The following is a 14,645-nucleotide window of genomic DNA, read 5'->3' on the forward strand; positions in this document are numbered from 1 at the left end:
CGGCTTGCGTGGGGTCAGGACGCCTTAACCGGGATACGCTTTACCTTGGCTTGGGCATCCGCGGTCTTGGGTAGTGCGACGGTCAGAACACCGTTTTTGAAGTTCGCCTCGGCCTTGTCGGTATCGACCCCCGGCGGCAGCGGGATGGTCCTGTAAAAGGCGCCATAGGAACGTTCCGACATATAGACGCCATGGCGTTGCTCCTCGTGTTCGATTTTTTTCTCGCCGCGGATCGTGATGGCGTCGCCCGACATCGAAATATCGATATCCTTGTCCGTCATGCCTGGCAGTTCCACCGATACCTCGATGCCGTCATCCGCTTCCGAGACATCGGTGCTGGGGCCGAACATGCCGATTGGGCTGGTGCCGCCGTTCCAGCCGCTTTCGACCTTGTGCCAAAAGTCCTCGAACACGTTGTTGATGTCTCGCTGCAGCACGGCCAGCGGGTTGGTTGAGCGGCTGCTATCGGATTTGGGGGTCTTTTCCTTGTCACGACCCCACGGGATGAGATCGCTGATCTGCATGATGTTTTCCTCCTTTTCTCTGAGGGTGAGGCCGCCTTACGCGGCCTTTACCGAGATTTTCTTGGGCTTGGCCTCGGCTGCACGCGGCAGTTCCAGCCGCAGCACGCCATGCTTGAAATCGGCCTTGATCTTTTCCTGATCGACCTCGTCGGACAGGGAGAAGGCGCGTTCGTAGTCGCCTTCGCGGTATTCCGACGTGATCCGCCGGTATCCGTCTGGGGCATGCGGCCGGACGTGGCCGCGCAGCGTTAGCACCTGCCGCTCCAGTGTCACGTCCATATCGCCAGGTGCGACACCCGGCATATCGGCCAGGATCACCGTCACATCGCCCTGTTCGAAGATGTCCACCGCAGGCATGAAGGTCATCGCCGTGCCGCTGCTGTCTGTATCGCCGCGGGTGACTTCGCGGCCGCCTTGGGCAGTCATTTCCTGTGCCATGTTGTCCTCCTTTCACTTTGCACTGTTTAAGACGCTTTGATCCGGATGCGTTTGGGCTTGTCATCCTCCGGACGCTGCATTTCGACGGTCAGCACCCCGTTCTTGAACCGCGCGTCCGCCCTCTCCGGATCGACACGGAAGGGCAGTTCGACGGTGCGCGAGAAGGCCCCCGACGGGCGTTCGCGGCGGCGCCAGATCACATCCTCGCCTGAGGCGTGCTCTGGATAGGTGCCGCGCAGCACAGCCGTGGTGTCCTTCACCGTCAGTTCGATGTCGTCCTCGGAGAGGCCCGGCAGTTCTGCGGTCAGAACGATGCTGTCCTGGCCGGCCCAGAAATTTATCGCAGGATAGACCTGAGGCCGCTGAGCCAGACCAAAGCCGTTGAACAGCTGGTTCATATCGCTTTGCATCCGGCGCATGTCGGCGAAGTGGTCGAAAGCCCTGAAGGGGGCAATGGTTGATTGAAGCATATCGGTTCCTCCTTTCCCAATCCGGGTCTCTGGGCCCGATCCAGGTTTCCGGCAAAGCAACAGGGCCGGCGGGACCGGGCAAGCAGTCGATTTTTCGGGGAGAAGAGGCGGGAGGCCGCAGGAAGGAACTCTGCACGAGAGACCAGCCCGGCAAGCTGTAGGGCCGGCAACTGGCTTGGCAGTAATACGGAGGGCCGCTCAGCAGCCAGCCGTCCGATGTCCACTACCTGGGGATCCGCCTTCGGCATCCCCGATCTTCAAATGGGAGGGAAAAAGTAGATGTCAACCCCTCGAGGCGGTAAATTATACCATGCGTTTTCAAGGCAATAGCTAAACTTCGTGCAGTGATACGGTAAACTGAACTGTACGCAAGACCTTTTGAAATTAGGCCCATTTGTTCAAAGATGGCGCATTGATTTATCTTGGCAGACCCTGTGGCAAACATCAGTTACATCCTGTGAGTCCTGCCTGCCCCTGCTTCGGCAAAGTTTTAGCGAATGGATGTTCTGCAATACTCTGCAAGCATAGTTATGAATGATCGGATCGGCGAAACTCTCTGCACCGTGGACAAGCCGCGTTTGCGCGTGCGAAGTAGGTATGTAGTTTACTGCAGATGCAATCGCCGTGGCGGCACAAGTCCGGTTAGTCCCGCACTGTGTGATTTTGTGGCAGGGATGGTGAAAGTCAGTTTCTGATCTCCCCGGCAGCTTCCATCCGACCGGTCGGCAAGTTGCTCCAGCCTGCCCGCATCAAAGAATGCCAGATCCCGGTTCAGCATTGAGCACCGCCCCGCCAATGGTTCAGAAGGTCACCCGCTTCAGAAAAACACACCCCTTTACTAATTTTAGGCTCCTCCACGTCCTTCAAAAGAAGCTCCGTCGCACGCCTATCCGGCGTCCCCCGTCCCAATGCCCGTGCAAGTCAAGCCAGCCATTTTGGGCACGGCCGCCTTCAGCACGGTCATTGGGTTGAGTAAGAGAAGTCAACAAGCACCGCCCTTTCTCCTTCATGGAGTGAATGACGTACTGCCAACGTTATGATAGATCAGATCAACCGGTGCAGCTCCGCATGCTCATATGAGAAGATCAGGACAGACTGATGCAAGCAAGCGGGGCTTTCCAGCAGGGAACATCCGCGGACCGGCTGCGGCTGGTCTACTGCGAGCAAACCTGTGCAAAATCCGTGCAACGGGGTACGTGCAGTCGGTTTTTTCCGATTGTTTTATAGGTGTTATCCGTGGGGCGCATGCACCTTAGCAGGGGAGCGCCTTCGACCACTCGGCCACGTCTCCTCTGACCCGTATATCTTCGCAACCATACGGAATGCAAGGCGAAATTTCCCTTTTTCTCACTAATCGCTTCAAGAACCCCAACCCCTTGAAAAAGCGCTGAAAGGTCAGGGCATCCGATGGTTTCCGGCCGGGTTCGACCTCCGTCCCAAGCGTTTTTTCTACCCACCTTTGGACTACTCCGAGGTGCGTGCTCTGAACTCAAGCTCCGAAGGCGCCAGAAACTCCAAGCCGGATTTCCGCGTATCTTTGTATCCAGGGGCCGCAGACCATACCCCTTCGCAGATCTGAGCCTGAACAGCGGAAGTGGTCTTCGGAGGCAAAAAATCACCTTACAATGTTCGATACTAATTAGCTCCAGGCAGCAAACTGCCTAAAGGGTACAACAATTTGATCCAGCCAGTTCAGATTGGAGTCTCCTCAACAACTCTGGCTCGAAAAGGCTCCCGGAACGTCTTTGGCTTTGACCAGACTGCGGCCTTCGCAAATGATTGCGCCATTTGGTGCGGTGCAGCTTGCCCAGAGATCCACGAGATGTTTCTCAGGCCGCAGCTTGACGATCTCCACCCTGGCCTCCAGAGCAGTATTCAGCGGTGCGGGCGCTTTGAAGTTCAGATCCTGTTTCAGATAATTGGTGCCTGATCCCGGCAGCTCCACACCCAGAAGATAAGAGAACAAGGCAGCGATCAGCGGCTCAGGCACGCTGTCAGCTCTGGCACCGCTCATCGCCGCATAAGCCTCAAGATCTTTCCGGGTGTAGCTGCGAGTAATCCGCGCCGATTGCCCTACTGTCAGCATGCGATCTCTGCCTCCCCAACCAGGCACTCCGCGCCATCCTCCACCCGCGTGACCAGCATCATCACCCGCCCCGGCGCCTCTTGTGCAATCCGCAGGCTGAGTTCTTCGCCCGCATAAGCCGGGTTCGGAAACATCAGGCTTTGACTGACCTGAGACAGCCCGTCGTCATAGCGCTTGAGCATTCCCCAAAGCTTGGAATAGATCAGCATTCCGTGGCTCACTGTGCGCCCAAAGGCAGTTTCAGCGCAAAACCGGGGATCCACATGGATCGCATTGTCATCGCCGGAAACTTCCGCAAAGGCATCAAACTCTGCTTGCGTCGGGGTCCAGCGTTCCTGCAGATCAATCATGTTTTGAAGTCCTCGCGCAGCTTGGGTTTGCATACTTTACCTGCAGCCGTGCGCGGGAAATCTTCAACGATCCTCAAATGTGCAGGCACCTTGTATCCGGCAAGCCGTTCCCGGCACCACGGGCGCAGTGTTTCAGGATCTGCAATCTGGCCTGGGCGCAACATTATGAATGCAGCACCTGCTTCGCCCCATTTCGCGTCGGAAACGCCTACAACCGCGGATTCCAGAATGGCAGGGTGATCATTCAGCACCCGCTCGACCTCGGCGGGGTAAACGTTTTCGCCGCCCGAGATGTACATGTCCTTGATGCGGTCAACAATGTAGTAGTAGCCATCCGCGTCACGCCGCGCGACATCGCCGGTGGCCAGCCAGCCATCCGCGGTAAAGGTCTTCCCTGTCGCCTCCGGGTTGCCGAAGTACCCGGGTGTGACCCCTGGTCCGCGCACCTGCAGTTCACCCGCCCCTTCGGCACATTCCGCCACCCCGGCCAGACGGACTTCCACAAGGCTCTGAGGTCTCCCGACGGATCCGATTTTCTCTGCCGCATGGGCCGGATCCATCAGAAAAACGGTCGGGCCGGTTTCGGTCATCCCCATGCCGTTCAGCACATTGGCCCCCATTGAGCCGAAGAAGCGGATCAGCGGTTCCGGCAGCGGCGCCCCGCCGCAGCCGCAGCGAATCGATGGCCAATCCAGATTTTCAATGCCCGGCATCAGAGACAAGGCCTGGTAGACTGCCGGCACACCGAAAAACTGGTTTATTCGCCCGAAAGCCAAATGGCCGTGGACCAGTTCTGCCTCAAACTTCGGCAGAATGGCAGAGCTGCCGCCGGTCAGGAAAACCGGCAAAGTGTAGAGATTTATTCCAGCAGTGTGGAACAGGGGCAGAAAGCACACCGCGCGGTCGGTTGATGCAATGTCGATCGCCTGGCCGATGTTCACGGTATTTGCCCAAGCCATACGCGCGGTCTGGATGACCGATTTTGGCAGACCCGTGGTTCCAGAAGTGAACAGCAGGTACCATGGCCGTTCGGCTGGCACAGGCTCTTTGAACACAGGGCCGCCTGCCCTGATCCAACCGGCGAGGTCTTTCTCGATGGAAAGGACAGGCGCACCAGCGCCCGCTGCAGCCTCGCGCGCCGTGGCCTCGAACTCCGCGTCCGTCAGCATCAGTGAGATACCAGCGTGTTTAAGAGTTTGCACAAGTTCCGCCGCAGGCTGGCGCCAGTTCAGAGGGCACAGAATGATCCCGGTCTTCTGGCAAGCGAACAGGGTGATGAAAAACTCCACCCGGTTTTGGCAAATGATGGCGACGCGGTCGCCTTCCGGCAATTGCTGTGCCTGCAACCCTGCGGCCACTGCGTTTGCCGCATCGTTGATCTGGGCAAAGCTCCAGTCGCATCCAGTGGAGGTGTCGTGAAAAGCCAAGGCATCGGGGGTCAGCTCCGCGCGCTTTGCGGCCATATCCGGGATTACATCGAACATCGCATTATCCGGTTGGTGTAAGAAACTGTTTCATCCGCGACAGGGTTTCCTGGCGCCCGATCAGCCTTCGGAAGGCGGCAGCTTCCGCGTCCAGCCCCGCTCGGACCCGGGCCAGCCGGTCGCCATTCCAGACCATCGACTTGGCTGCCAAGGCAGAGCCCGTGTCGATATCAGCCATCAGCGCTGCTGCCCGGACCTCCGGATCAGCGTCAACCGCCTGGACCAGCCCCAGGCGCTGCAATTGGGCTGCGCCGTGGCGATGGTTGGCCATCAGCCAGCCCTGTGCCAGCCCGGCACCGATCAATTCCGGCAGGAGCGCGGTCCACCCGCCATCCGGGGCAAAGCCCATGACGCCGTAGTAGGGTTGCACAAAGGCGCCCGGGTCAGCCGCAACAATACCCGATGCAAAAACAAGCCCCGCCGACCCGCCGGTTGCAGCACCGCGAACCGCCGAGGCGATCACAACGGGCATCTCTATCATCCGCATGATCAGATCTTGCAGAACCGGGACCACGTCTTCGGCGTAACTCTCCGCGCGGCCGTTCTGTGCCGCCTCGAAAAAGCGGCCGACATCACCGCCGGTGGAGAAGTGTAGCCCGCCGCGGACCAGCGCCTTTCGGGCATCTGATTGTTCCAAAGCATCGAACGCCCGGTGCAGGTCCCGCAACAAACCAGGCTCCAGCGCATTGGCGCGCGGTGCCTTCATCGTGATCCGGAAACAGGGCTCCCCGTTCGGCAGATCCGCTTCGTCCCAAGAGACCAACCCGCTCATGGCGCCAATCCGTTGCAGATGAACTTGTGAGCCTCGGCAACCACCCGGCCGATGTTGGCCTCGTCTTCCCAAAGCACGAACCGTTCGCCCAGCGTTTTCGCAACCCCCATCAGGGCCCAGGCGCGCACTTCGGCGTCGCCAGGAGAAATCTCTCCCTTCTCAGCGGCTTGATTTAGCTGATCAGCGTATGCCTTGCCAAACTCGGTGTAATACTCGCGGTAGGCTTCGGGATCGACAAAGCGGGCCTCCTCGACAATCCGGTATTGCAAGGGGCGGTCGCGCACCACGGTCAGATAGGCTTCCAGACCTGCACGCTCGGCCTCAAGCCGGTTTACAGCACCGGCAATCCGTTCCGCGGCCTGGGAGCGGGTTGCATGGCCCATGTCCTGCACCAGCTCCCGAAAGACTTCGTCCTTGCCCGAAAAATAGATGTAGAAGGTGCCCAGGGCAGTTTCGGCAGCGCGGGTAATGTCAGCGATGGAGGCCGCAGCAAAGCCCTTTTCACCGATCACCTGTTCGGCGGCGGCAAGGATCTTGGCCCGGCGCTCCATTCCGCGTTTGGTTTTAGGTTTGGCAGTTGTCGGCTTGGTCATCGGCTCTCGTCTTGATCTTGATTGGGTGTTGCGAGCCCTTCTGCCGTAACAAATCGCCGGATGGCATCGCAAAAGGCCCCGGGCTCTTCCAGGTGGGGCGAGTGTCCGGCGTTTTCGAAGCTCTCCACCCGCGCACGTTTTGCCTGCGACGCAATCCATCGCGCTGCATCCTGGCTGTAGAGCCTGCTTTGCGCGCCGGAGCAGACGAGGTAGGGGATATCGATTTTCCGGATCGTCTCCCGCTCATCCATAGCCACCAGATCATCCCAAATCGGGCGCAGGCGTGCGGGGTCTTGCGCCAGCAGCAGGGCTGTTACGTCCTCGCGGCTTGGGGCGGGATCGCTGGTGCGGGCATACATGTTGCGCGCAATGCTTTTGGCCATGCGGGGCCACTCCGGTACGATTTTGCCGGAGGTTGCCAGAATGGCTTCCGCGCTTTGGCCAAGCAGGCCCAGGTCCCAGCCCTCATCCGGCAGCATCCGGGGGCTCATGTCGATGGTGATCAGCCCGCGCAGGCCGGAGGTTCCATGCCGCGACAGGTGCCGCCACGCGGCCCCGGCACCCATGGACCAGCCAGCCAGAATGGGATTGTCCAGATCCTCAATCCACCGCTTTGCAAGGGCTGCACAGGCGTCGAGGCTCGCCATGTCCGCTACCCGGTCGCCATGCCCCGGCAGATCAGGCGCGTAGCAGTCAAACCCCGGCCCCAGACGTTCCGCCGTGTCATCGAACATCGCCCCGTTCATGGCCCAGCCGTGCAGAAATAGAACAGGAATGGTCATGACGCACGCCGTTCCCGCAGCCGCCCGACAATACCCGTCGGAAAGAAGTAGACGCTGAGGATGAACAGAATGCCCAGCCACATCAGCCAGCGGTCCGGATCCAGCAGGTGAGGGATCAGCGGCAGGGCCGAGGTTGCCTCGGATGCGCTGCCCATCAGATTCTGCAGATAGGTCTGGGCCAGGATGAACAGGGTCGCCCCGATCACCGCGCCATACATTGTGCCCATGCCGCCGATCACGACCATCAGCAGGATGTCGAGCATGATCTCAAAGCTGAGCGTGGTGTCCGGTCCGACATAGCGCAGCCAGATGGCAAACAAGCTCCCCGCCAGCGCAGCCGCAGCCGCCGAAAGGCAGGTCGCAACAGTCCGGTACCAAACCACGCGGTAGCCGATCGCCTCGGCGCGGAAATCATTCTCGCGGATGGCCTGCAGCACACGGCCAAAGGGCGAATTCACGATACGCAGCAGAACCAGGAACAGGATGAGCGACGCGGCAAACACCAGGTAGTAGTTCAGGATCTTGCCGCTGACCCTTGTGCCCATGAATTCGCCCATACGGTTGGCCGAAGTCAGAACCCGCGGGATCTTGTAGGTCAGCCCGTCCTCGCCGCCGGTGATGCCCGAAAATTGCGACACGAGGACCGCGACAGCAGACGCCACAGCCAGCGTGATCATGGCAAAGAAAATCGCCCGCACCCGCAAGCTGAACAGACCGATCAGCAGCGCCAGAACAACCGCAGCCAAGGCGCCGGACAGCGACCCTGCCAAAAGCGCGTCAAAGCCGCGCCCCATGTGTGTGGATGCAAGCGCAACACCATAGGCGCCCAGGCCAAAGAACATCGTATGGGCAAAGCTAACGATCCCGCCGTAGCCCAACAGCAGATCATAGCTCGCCACCAGCAGGATGAAGATACAGATCCGCGCGGCGGTATCCAGCGGGCGCACACCGTCAAAGAGGAACGGCGCACCCGCCAGGCAGATCAGGATCACAACCAGCAGCGCCGTCAGAACAGTTGAGCGCGGCTGATCCCCGGAGAGTAGTTTGACGATCATCTTACTTCGCCTTCACAACTGGCATCATGCCTTGCGGCCGCCACATCAGGATTGCGGTCATTAGCGCGATGTTCGACACCAGCGCCAGCTTCGGTTCCAGAAAGGCCACGTAGTTCTGCATCAGCCCGACCAGAAGAGCGCCGATAAACGCTCCTTCGACCGACCCCAGCCCCCCGATAATGGCGACGATAAAGACCAGCACCATCATCTTTTCTCCCATCCCGGCGGTGATGACCTCCTGATAGAGGCCCCACATCACACCGCCCAGCCCGGCAAGGGCAGAGCCGGCGATGAACACGCCGACAAAGACCAGGCGCAGACGGTAGCCGAGTGCTTCGACCATCGGGCCGTTTTCCACCCCGGCGCGCACGATCAAGCCGATCTTGGTGCGGCGCAGAACCATGCGCATAGCGATGAACAGGACCAGCCCGACCCCCACGGCCAGAAGGCGGTACTTCTCCATCGCAGCCCCGGCAAAGGTGACTGCGCCCTTGAGCGTTTCGGGACGGTTGATGAAGATCTCATCCGGCCCCCAGACCACATGGATGAGCTGCTCAATGACGATGAGGCCGCCCACGGTGACAAGGATCTGCTTCAAATGCGCGCCGTAAACCGGCTTCACGATGATCCGCTCAAACCCCCAGCCTAAAACTCCAGTCACAGCCATCGCGGCGACCACGGCCAGAAGCACGGCAGACATGTTGAGGAGCAGCGATGCGGTGCCGGTCCACTCGCCAAGCGCAATGAGCACCGATACCCCGACAAAGGCGCCCACGGAGACAAAGGCGCCGTGGCCGAAGTTGATCACATCCATCAGGCCGAAGACCAGGGTCAAGCCTGACGCCATGATGAAGATCATCATCCCCATCGCCAGGCCTGAGACAGTCAGCGTCAGCCAGGACGATGGCACGCCAATTGCCAAAAACCCAAGGAGAACAAGCAAGGGGATCAGCAGAAACGGCATTGCCTCAGCCAGCCGCTCAGTCAGGGTGATACTGGCGAAAGTCGGTCTATGATCGGGGGCTGCGGTCATCTCAATGCGCCTCCATGCTAAGACCCATCAGACGTTCCTGAAGGTCCTTGTTTCCGGCCAGTTCGGCCATCTCTCCGCTCCAAATCAACCGCCCGTCATCCATGACGGCAGCGCTGTCGCCCAGCGCTTTGGCAACCGAGAAGTTCTGTTCCACCAGCAGAATGGACGCACCCTGCGCTTTCAGCTCACGCAGCGCCTGAGCCATCGTCGACACGATTGCCGGGGCGAGCCCCTTGGTCGGCTCGTCGATCAGGTAAAGCTTGCGGTCCTCGGCCATTGCACGGGCGATCGACAGCATCTGTTTCTGGCCGCCGGAAAGGTTCCCCGCCTCGCTGTTCCAAAAGGTTCCCAGCGCCGGGAAAGCCCCCAGCAGCCACTCCTTGCGTCTGGGATCCAGCGGGCCGGAGGTGCAGCCCAGCACCATGTTCTCTTCTACCGTCAGATCGCGGAAAATCCCCATATCCTCGGGCACGAAGCCGATGCCCGCCCTTGCGCGCGCCGGAACCGGGAGGCGAGTAATATCTTGACCGTCAAAGACAATTTCCCCTGACTTTGCTGTCCATTGCCCCATTATGGTTTTCAGCGTCGTGGTCTTGCCCACACCATTGCGGCCCAGCAGCATGGTCACCTGACCCCGCGGCACTACAAGATCAACGCCTTGAAGAATGTGGTACTGCGCGATGTCGGTATGCACCGCATTCAGCGACAGGATCGGGTCAGACATGCTCCAGCTCCTTGCCCATGTAGGCCTCCTGCACCACCGCAGATGCCATGACCTCGGCGGGCGGCCCATCGGCGGCCAGCGCTCCATTGTGCAAAACGATGATGCGGTCGGCGAGGCTGCGGATCACATCCAGCTTATGCTCTACCAGCAGAACCGTGCGTTCCCGGTCCGCCTTGATCTCGGCGATCAGATCCAGGATCACCGGCGCCTCATCAACACTCATCCCGGCGGTGGGCTCGTCGAACATGTAAACCATCGGATCCAGCCCAATCAGCAGCGCCACTTCCAGCTTGCGCTGGTCGCCGTGCGACAACTCTGACACGAGCTGGTCTTTCTGGTTGTCCAGCCGCACCCGTTCCAGAATGGCCATCGCCGCGACTGTCAGCTCGGTGTGGCTGTCCGCCATCGAGAACAGTCCGAACCCTTTGTGCTGGCGCGATTGAATCACCAAACGCACATTTTCCAGAACAGTTAGGCTGGGAAACAGATTTGTGAGCTGAAACGCCCGCCCCAGTCCGCGGCGGCAACGGGCAGCCACGCCAAGACGGGTAATGTCCTCCCCCATCAGCTTCACCGTGCCGGCGCTGGCCGGGATCTGGCCCGAGATCAGGTTGAAATAAGTGGTCTTGCCTGCGCCATTCGGCCCGACGATGGCTGTCAGCTCGCCAGCGCGGAAACCGCAGGACACCGCATCAACTGCCACATGCCCGCCGAACCGCACCGTCAGCGCATCCGTTTCAAGAAGTATCTGGGTCATTGATCTCTCCCCTGCCCCCGGGGCGGCCTCGGCGGCCGCGCCGGGGTTAGGCGGGGAACATCCCGCCGGTTACTGGTTGCGGATCGGGATGTTCATTTCATCCACGCCGATTTCACGCACAAGCACCGGCACGCCATAGTCCTTCCCGTCCTGGATTTCAGTGCGGAAGTGATACATGGGCTGCATTGCCTGATGGTCTTCGGCACGGAACTGCATGGTGCCCTTAGGGGTTTCCCAGGACATGCCTTCCATTGCCTCGATCAATGCTTCGGTGTCCTCTGCGCCGCCTGCCTTCTTGATCGCTTCGACAATCGCAAGCCCGGACGCCATGCCGCCAGCGGTGAAGAAGTCCGGGGGGCTGTCAAACCGCTCGAAATGGGTTTTCACCAGCCACTCGTTCACCGGGTTTTGCGGAATTTCATAGTAGTAATAAGTCGCGCCTTCCATACCCGGCAGCTCTTTGTACGCCTTCAGCGCCGCAAGGATGTTTCCTCCGGTTGCAATTTCAATGCCGAAACGCTCAGGCTCCATTGCGTTGATCTTGCCCATCGGGTTGCCGCCGCCGGCCCAGATGATGAAAAGCTTCTTCTCGCCCTCGACCTCTCCCATCTTGGTAAAGATCCGCTCGGCTGCCGCCGTGAAGTCAGTGGTGTCGGTCGGGACGTATTCTTCATGGGCAATGGTTGCGCCCGTTGCTTCCAGCGCTTCCTTGAAGGCCGCGACGCCATCGCGCCCGAAGGCATAATCCTGCGCCAGGGTCGCGATGGTGACGCCCTCACCGCCCAATGCCACCGCATTGGCAATCGCGTCCTGCGACGAGTTGCGGCCGGTGCGGAAGATATAGGGGTTCCAATTGGCGCCGGTTATCGAGTCCGCGACCGCGGGTTCGACGATTAGAACGCGTTCATACTCTTCGGCAACCGGCAGCATGGCCAATGCCACGCCGGAACTGACTGGGCCGACAGCGATATGCGCGTCATCATCTCCGAAAGCTTCCTCCAGCTGCGCGCGGCCGATGTCCGGCTTCAACTGTGTGTCCTTCTCGATCAGCACGATCTTCTCGCCGTTGATCTCCATGGTGCCGCCTGTGGCGTACTCCAGACCCAGCTTCAGACCGTTGTGCGACTGGGCCGCATAGGCCTCAAACGGACCGGTTTTTCCATAGACATGGGCAATGCGGATTTCGGCAGAGGCTGCAGACGACATCAATGCACCGGCAACCGTCAACGCAAATAAGCGCAGCATGAGGGCTCCTCCCTATTTTCTCCCTGCAAAACATGAAACATGAATCAACATTCATGTCAATGGAATGGTGACTCACGGTCGCTGACAGGCCTGCCCCATGACCAGGTTTCGGACACATTGGATGCCAAGAGAGGGGGCGCTGGCGGTTCATTGCCTGGCCGCCTGCGAGCTCCTCCGGCGCTCCCTGACCTGCGTATTGCCGCAGTGTTTCCACCTGCGGCCTGCCGCCCTGCACCGCACGAAATGCCAAGACTTCGAAGGCCCGCGCCCAGACTTTAGCGAACGCGGGTTCCGCAGGCCCCGGAACCACCGGACAAGCCCGCTCCGGTCCTCTTGCACAGGCCAGGCTTCCATTTTCGGGCCGTTTTTCGCCGCTCTGGAAATTCCGCCACGGGCGGAATCCGCAAACCCGCGTTGCTTATCCGGCAATCAATCACCGTTTCAAAAACTTGTGCAAACAATCCCTGCACCCGAGCCCGCCCAAATTCTGGCTGGTCCGCATCAAAGCGCCACGGGGCAGTGCAACGCGGTTATCAAGCCCTCTTACGTGACGCTAGAACTCCGGACTCTTGAATTATTTCAGAGACTTGATGTTCCTTCCGGTAGGCCATGACATGCACCCCGGATACACCGGCAATCTCACGCATCTGCTGTATGAGCTCCACGCAGATTTTCTTGCCTTCTTGCCCGGGTTTTTCAGCTTTCTCCATACGCTCAATAACCGCATCCGGAATATGGATCCCCGGCACGTTCGAGCGCATCCACCGGGCCGCCCGTGCAGAAGCCAACGGACCGACGCCGGCCAGGATAAAGACTTTCTTGTCCAATCCCAGATCCCGCACCCGCGCCATGAACTTCTCGAACAGCGGAACGTCGTAAATGTAGTTGGTCTGGATGTACTCCGCCCCGGCCTCCACTTTCTTGGCCAGTCGTTCCGGGCGCCACTCGTAGGGTGGTATACAAGGATTCTCAGCCGCCCCCAGAAACAGCAGCGGCGGGTTGGTAATGGTGCGCCCGGACAAAAACTTCCGCTCATCCCGCATGGTTCTGATGGTACGCAGCAGCGACAATGAGTCAAAATCGAAAACCGGCTTGGCGCCCGGCTGGTCCCCAACGCCGACACCATCGCCCGTCAGACACAGAACATTGCTGACCCCCATGGCGGCGGCACCCAGCACGTCCCCTTGAATGGCGATCCGATTCCGGTCGCGGCAGGAGATCTGGTAGACAGGGGAATACCCGGCTCGGGTCAGCAGCGCGCTGATCCCGATTGAGGACATATGGCAGTTCGCGCCCGAGGCATCCGTCGCGTTGATGGCGTCGGCAACTTCCCCAAGCGGGCGGGCAGCATCATAGACATCCGCAGGGTCAGCGCTGTCGGGCGGGTTCAATTCCGCCGTGATGGCAAAGCGGCCTGAGCGCAGCACCCGTTCCAGCCGGCTGTGCGAAACATGGCCTTCGGGAGGCGCTGAATAAGGCTGCGGCAATGTGTGGTCCATCATTTTGCCCCCTTCTGAGCCTGAGCGGGCTCTTCCGCCAGCGGCGCGGCAGAGGGCTCGTTTTTGCGCGCATCAGGGAAAGCGTCCGCAATGGCGGTGCGGCGTTTTTCCCGGGCCTCACGCAGATGAGCTGCTTTTTCGCGGCTCACCCGCAGCCAGGACGACGACCCTTCGAGGTTGCGTTCGACCGGTGGCAGCACAGTTGCGATCTGCGCGCCGCCCTTCATCCGCGACGCACCGTCCCAGGCCAGCGCCCAAACACACTTCATTTCCGGTTTTACCTCGCAAAACCCTCCTGGCCTTACTCCGCCGCAAGGGCCATTGCGCAGCTGTTTGGGGCAGTTCATCGGGCAGGACATGCCGGTCGAGGATAGCACGCACTGCCCGCACATCTTGCAATCGAACAGCACAGTCTTGACGCATTTCTCGACAAAGGCGATGGGACGTTCGACCCGGTGATACCCGATTTTGCTCAAGACTGGGTCCAGAGCAATCATGACCTGCTCTACCCGCTTGTATATCCACTCAAAGCTACGCGCATGACGAATGGCGAACAGGCGAATCCGGTACATTGAGCTACCCTTTCTCCAGACCTTAACAACGTTTATCTTTATCTTGAGGCAGCATTGACCTAAAAAATCATCCGAATGCGCCACGTCTCCACGTTCTGTCCCGACTGCCGATCCGCCGTACCCGCCGGACGTCTCACCTGCGGCCTGACCACAACCCTAGGTCCAACCGGCCCATGTGAGAAGGCACGGGCCACTCAGCCGAAACCGCCAATGCCCGCGGCATTTCCAAGGCCTGGCGGAAGAGCTGCTTTGTAATGGCTC

Annotated in this window: 16 protein-coding genes; all 16 read right to left on the reverse strand. The window is 59.9% G+C overall.

What is annotated here, in order from left to right; all coding sequences use genetic code 11:
• Positions 1 to 14 precede the first annotated feature (14 nt).
• Positions 15 to 524, reverse strand: a complete 510-nt coding sequence (locus ACXAED_RS04700) for an Hsp20/alpha crystallin family protein (RefSeq protein WP_475047252.1) — start codon at positions 522 to 524, stop codon at positions 15 to 17.
• Between the two features lie 36 nt (positions 525 to 560).
• On the reverse strand, positions 561 to 962 hold the full coding sequence (locus ACXAED_RS04705) for an Hsp20/alpha crystallin family protein (protein WP_475047254.1): 402 nt from the start codon (positions 960 to 962) through the stop codon (positions 561 to 563).
• A 26-nt stretch (positions 963 to 988) separates the two neighbouring features.
• Positions 989 to 1,432, reverse strand: coding sequence for an Hsp20/alpha crystallin family protein (locus tag ACXAED_RS04710; RefSeq protein ID WP_475047256.1), 444 nt, complete (start codon positions 1,430 to 1,432; stop codon positions 989 to 991).
• Positions 1,433 to 3,140: 1,708 nt separating this feature from the next.
• The gene (locus tag ACXAED_RS04715) at positions 3,141 to 3,545 is read right to left on the reverse strand and encodes a hotdog family protein (protein ID WP_475047258.1); all 405 of its coding nucleotides are present in this window, start codon (positions 3,543 to 3,545) and stop codon (positions 3,141 to 3,143) included.
• On the reverse strand, positions 3,512 to 3,868 hold the full coding sequence (locus ACXAED_RS04720) for a MaoC family dehydratase (protein ID WP_475047260.1): 357 nt from the start codon (positions 3,866 to 3,868) through the stop codon (positions 3,512 to 3,514). The genes ACXAED_RS04715 and ACXAED_RS04720 overlap by 34 nt, the downstream gene beginning before the upstream one ends.
• Complete coding sequence (locus ACXAED_RS04725) at positions 3,865 to 5,352, reverse strand: class I adenylate-forming enzyme family protein (RefSeq protein ID WP_475047262.1); 1,488 nt, start codon at positions 5,350 to 5,352, stop codon at positions 3,865 to 3,867. The genes ACXAED_RS04720 and ACXAED_RS04725 overlap by 4 nt, the downstream gene beginning before the upstream one ends.
• Before the next feature lie 4 nt (positions 5,353 to 5,356).
• Positions 5,357 to 6,124: an enoyl-CoA hydratase/isomerase family protein gene (locus ACXAED_RS04730; protein ID WP_475047264.1), complete on the reverse strand. Its 768-nt coding sequence runs from the start codon at positions 6,122 to 6,124 to the stop codon at positions 5,357 to 5,359.
• Positions 6,121 to 6,717 carry a TetR/AcrR family transcriptional regulator gene (locus ACXAED_RS04735; protein WP_475047266.1) on the reverse strand — a complete coding sequence of 199 codons (597 nt, stop codon included), beginning with the start codon at positions 6,715 to 6,717 and terminating at the stop codon, positions 6,121 to 6,123. The genes ACXAED_RS04730 and ACXAED_RS04735 overlap by 4 nt, the downstream gene beginning before the upstream one ends.
• Positions 6,714 to 7,499, reverse strand: coding sequence for an alpha/beta fold hydrolase (locus ACXAED_RS04740; protein ID WP_475047267.1), 786 nt, complete (start codon positions 7,497 to 7,499; stop codon positions 6,714 to 6,716). The genes ACXAED_RS04735 and ACXAED_RS04740 overlap by 4 nt, the downstream gene beginning before the upstream one ends.
• A complete protein-coding gene (locus ACXAED_RS04745; RefSeq protein ID WP_475047268.1) occupies positions 7,496 to 8,554 on the reverse strand; it encodes a branched-chain amino acid ABC transporter permease in 1,059 nt (352 codons plus the stop codon). Before ACXAED_RS04745 ends, ACXAED_RS04740 begins: the two co-directional genes overlap by 4 nt.
• A gap of 1 nt (position 8,555) precedes the next feature.
• Positions 8,556 to 9,587 carry a branched-chain amino acid ABC transporter permease gene (locus ACXAED_RS04750; protein WP_475047270.1) on the reverse strand — a complete coding sequence of 344 codons (1,032 nt, stop codon included), beginning with the start codon at positions 9,585 to 9,587 and terminating at the stop codon, positions 8,556 to 8,558.
• Between the two features lies 1 nt (position 9,588).
• Positions 9,589 to 10,311, reverse strand: a complete 723-nt coding sequence (locus tag ACXAED_RS04755; protein WP_475047272.1) for an ABC transporter ATP-binding protein — start codon at positions 10,309 to 10,311, stop codon at positions 9,589 to 9,591.
• A complete protein-coding gene (locus tag ACXAED_RS04760) occupies positions 10,304 to 11,068 on the reverse strand; it encodes an ABC transporter ATP-binding protein (RefSeq protein ID WP_475047273.1) in 765 nt (254 codons plus the stop codon). The genes ACXAED_RS04755 and ACXAED_RS04760 overlap by 8 nt, the downstream gene beginning before the upstream one ends.
• Positions 11,069 to 11,137: 69 nt before the next feature.
• Positions 11,138 to 12,313 carry a substrate-binding domain-containing protein gene (locus ACXAED_RS04765; RefSeq protein ID WP_475047275.1) on the reverse strand — a complete coding sequence of 392 codons (1,176 nt, stop codon included), beginning with the start codon at positions 12,311 to 12,313 and terminating at the stop codon, positions 11,138 to 11,140.
• Between the two features lie 533 nt (positions 12,314 to 12,846).
• A complete protein-coding gene (locus ACXAED_RS04770; protein ID WP_475047277.1) occupies positions 12,847 to 13,815 on the reverse strand; it encodes a methylenetetrahydrofolate reductase in 969 nt (322 codons plus the stop codon).
• The gene (locus ACXAED_RS04775; RefSeq protein WP_475047278.1) at positions 13,812 to 14,468 is read right to left on the reverse strand and encodes a methylenetetrahydrofolate reductase C-terminal domain-containing protein; all 657 of its coding nucleotides are present in this window, start codon (positions 14,466 to 14,468) and stop codon (positions 13,812 to 13,814) included. Before ACXAED_RS04775 ends, ACXAED_RS04770 begins: the two co-directional genes overlap by 4 nt.
• Positions 14,469 to 14,645 lie beyond the last annotated feature (177 nt).

The organism is Leisingera sp. ABM4_103 (assembly GCF_056158685.1).

Coding starts and splice junctions, on each gene's coding strand:
- ACXAED_RS04760 (WP_475047273.1), bottom strand. CDS start 11,068: ATGACCCAGATACTTCTTGAAACGGATGCGCTGACGGTGCGGTTCGGC.
- ACXAED_RS04745 (WP_475047268.1), bottom strand. CDS start 8,554: ATGATCGTCAAACTACTCTCCGGGGATCAGCCGCGCTCAACTGTTCTG.
- ACXAED_RS04730 (WP_475047264.1), bottom strand. CDS start 6,124: ATGAGCGGGTTGGTCTCTTGGGACGAAGCGGATCTGCCGAACGGGGAG.
- ACXAED_RS04735 (WP_475047266.1), bottom strand. CDS start 6,717: ATGACCAAGCCGACAACTGCCAAACCTAAAACCAAACGCGGAATGGAG.
- ACXAED_RS04710 (WP_475047256.1), bottom strand. CDS start 1,432: ATGCTTCAATCAACCATTGCCCCCTTCAGGGCTTTCGACCACTTCGCC.
- ACXAED_RS04770 (WP_475047277.1), bottom strand. CDS start 13,815: ATGATGGACCACACATTGCCGCAGCCTTATTCAGCGCCTCCCGAAGGC.
- ACXAED_RS04705 (WP_475047254.1), bottom strand. CDS start 962: ATGGCACAGGAAATGACTGCCCAAGGCGGCCGCGAAGTCACCCGCGGC.
- ACXAED_RS04700 (WP_475047252.1), bottom strand. CDS start 524: ATGCAGATCAGCGATCTCATCCCGTGGGGTCGTGACAAGGAAAAGACC.
- ACXAED_RS04765 (WP_475047275.1), bottom strand. CDS start 12,313: ATGCTGCGCTTATTTGCGTTGACGGTTGCCGGTGCATTGATGTCGTCT.
- ACXAED_RS04725 (WP_475047262.1), bottom strand. CDS start 5,352: ATGTTCGATGTAATCCCGGATATGGCCGCAAAGCGCGCGGAGCTGACC.
- ACXAED_RS04750 (WP_475047270.1), bottom strand. CDS start 9,587: ATGACCGCAGCCCCCGATCATAGACCGACTTTCGCCAGTATCACCCTG.
- ACXAED_RS04755 (WP_475047272.1), bottom strand. CDS start 10,311: ATGTCTGACCCGATCCTGTCGCTGAATGCGGTGCATACCGACATCGCG.
- ACXAED_RS04740 (WP_475047267.1), bottom strand. CDS start 7,499: ATGACCATTCCTGTTCTATTTCTGCACGGCTGGGCCATGAACGGGGCG.
- ACXAED_RS04720 (WP_475047260.1), bottom strand. CDS start 3,868: ATGATTGATCTGCAGGAACGCTGGACCCCGACGCAAGCAGAGTTTGAT.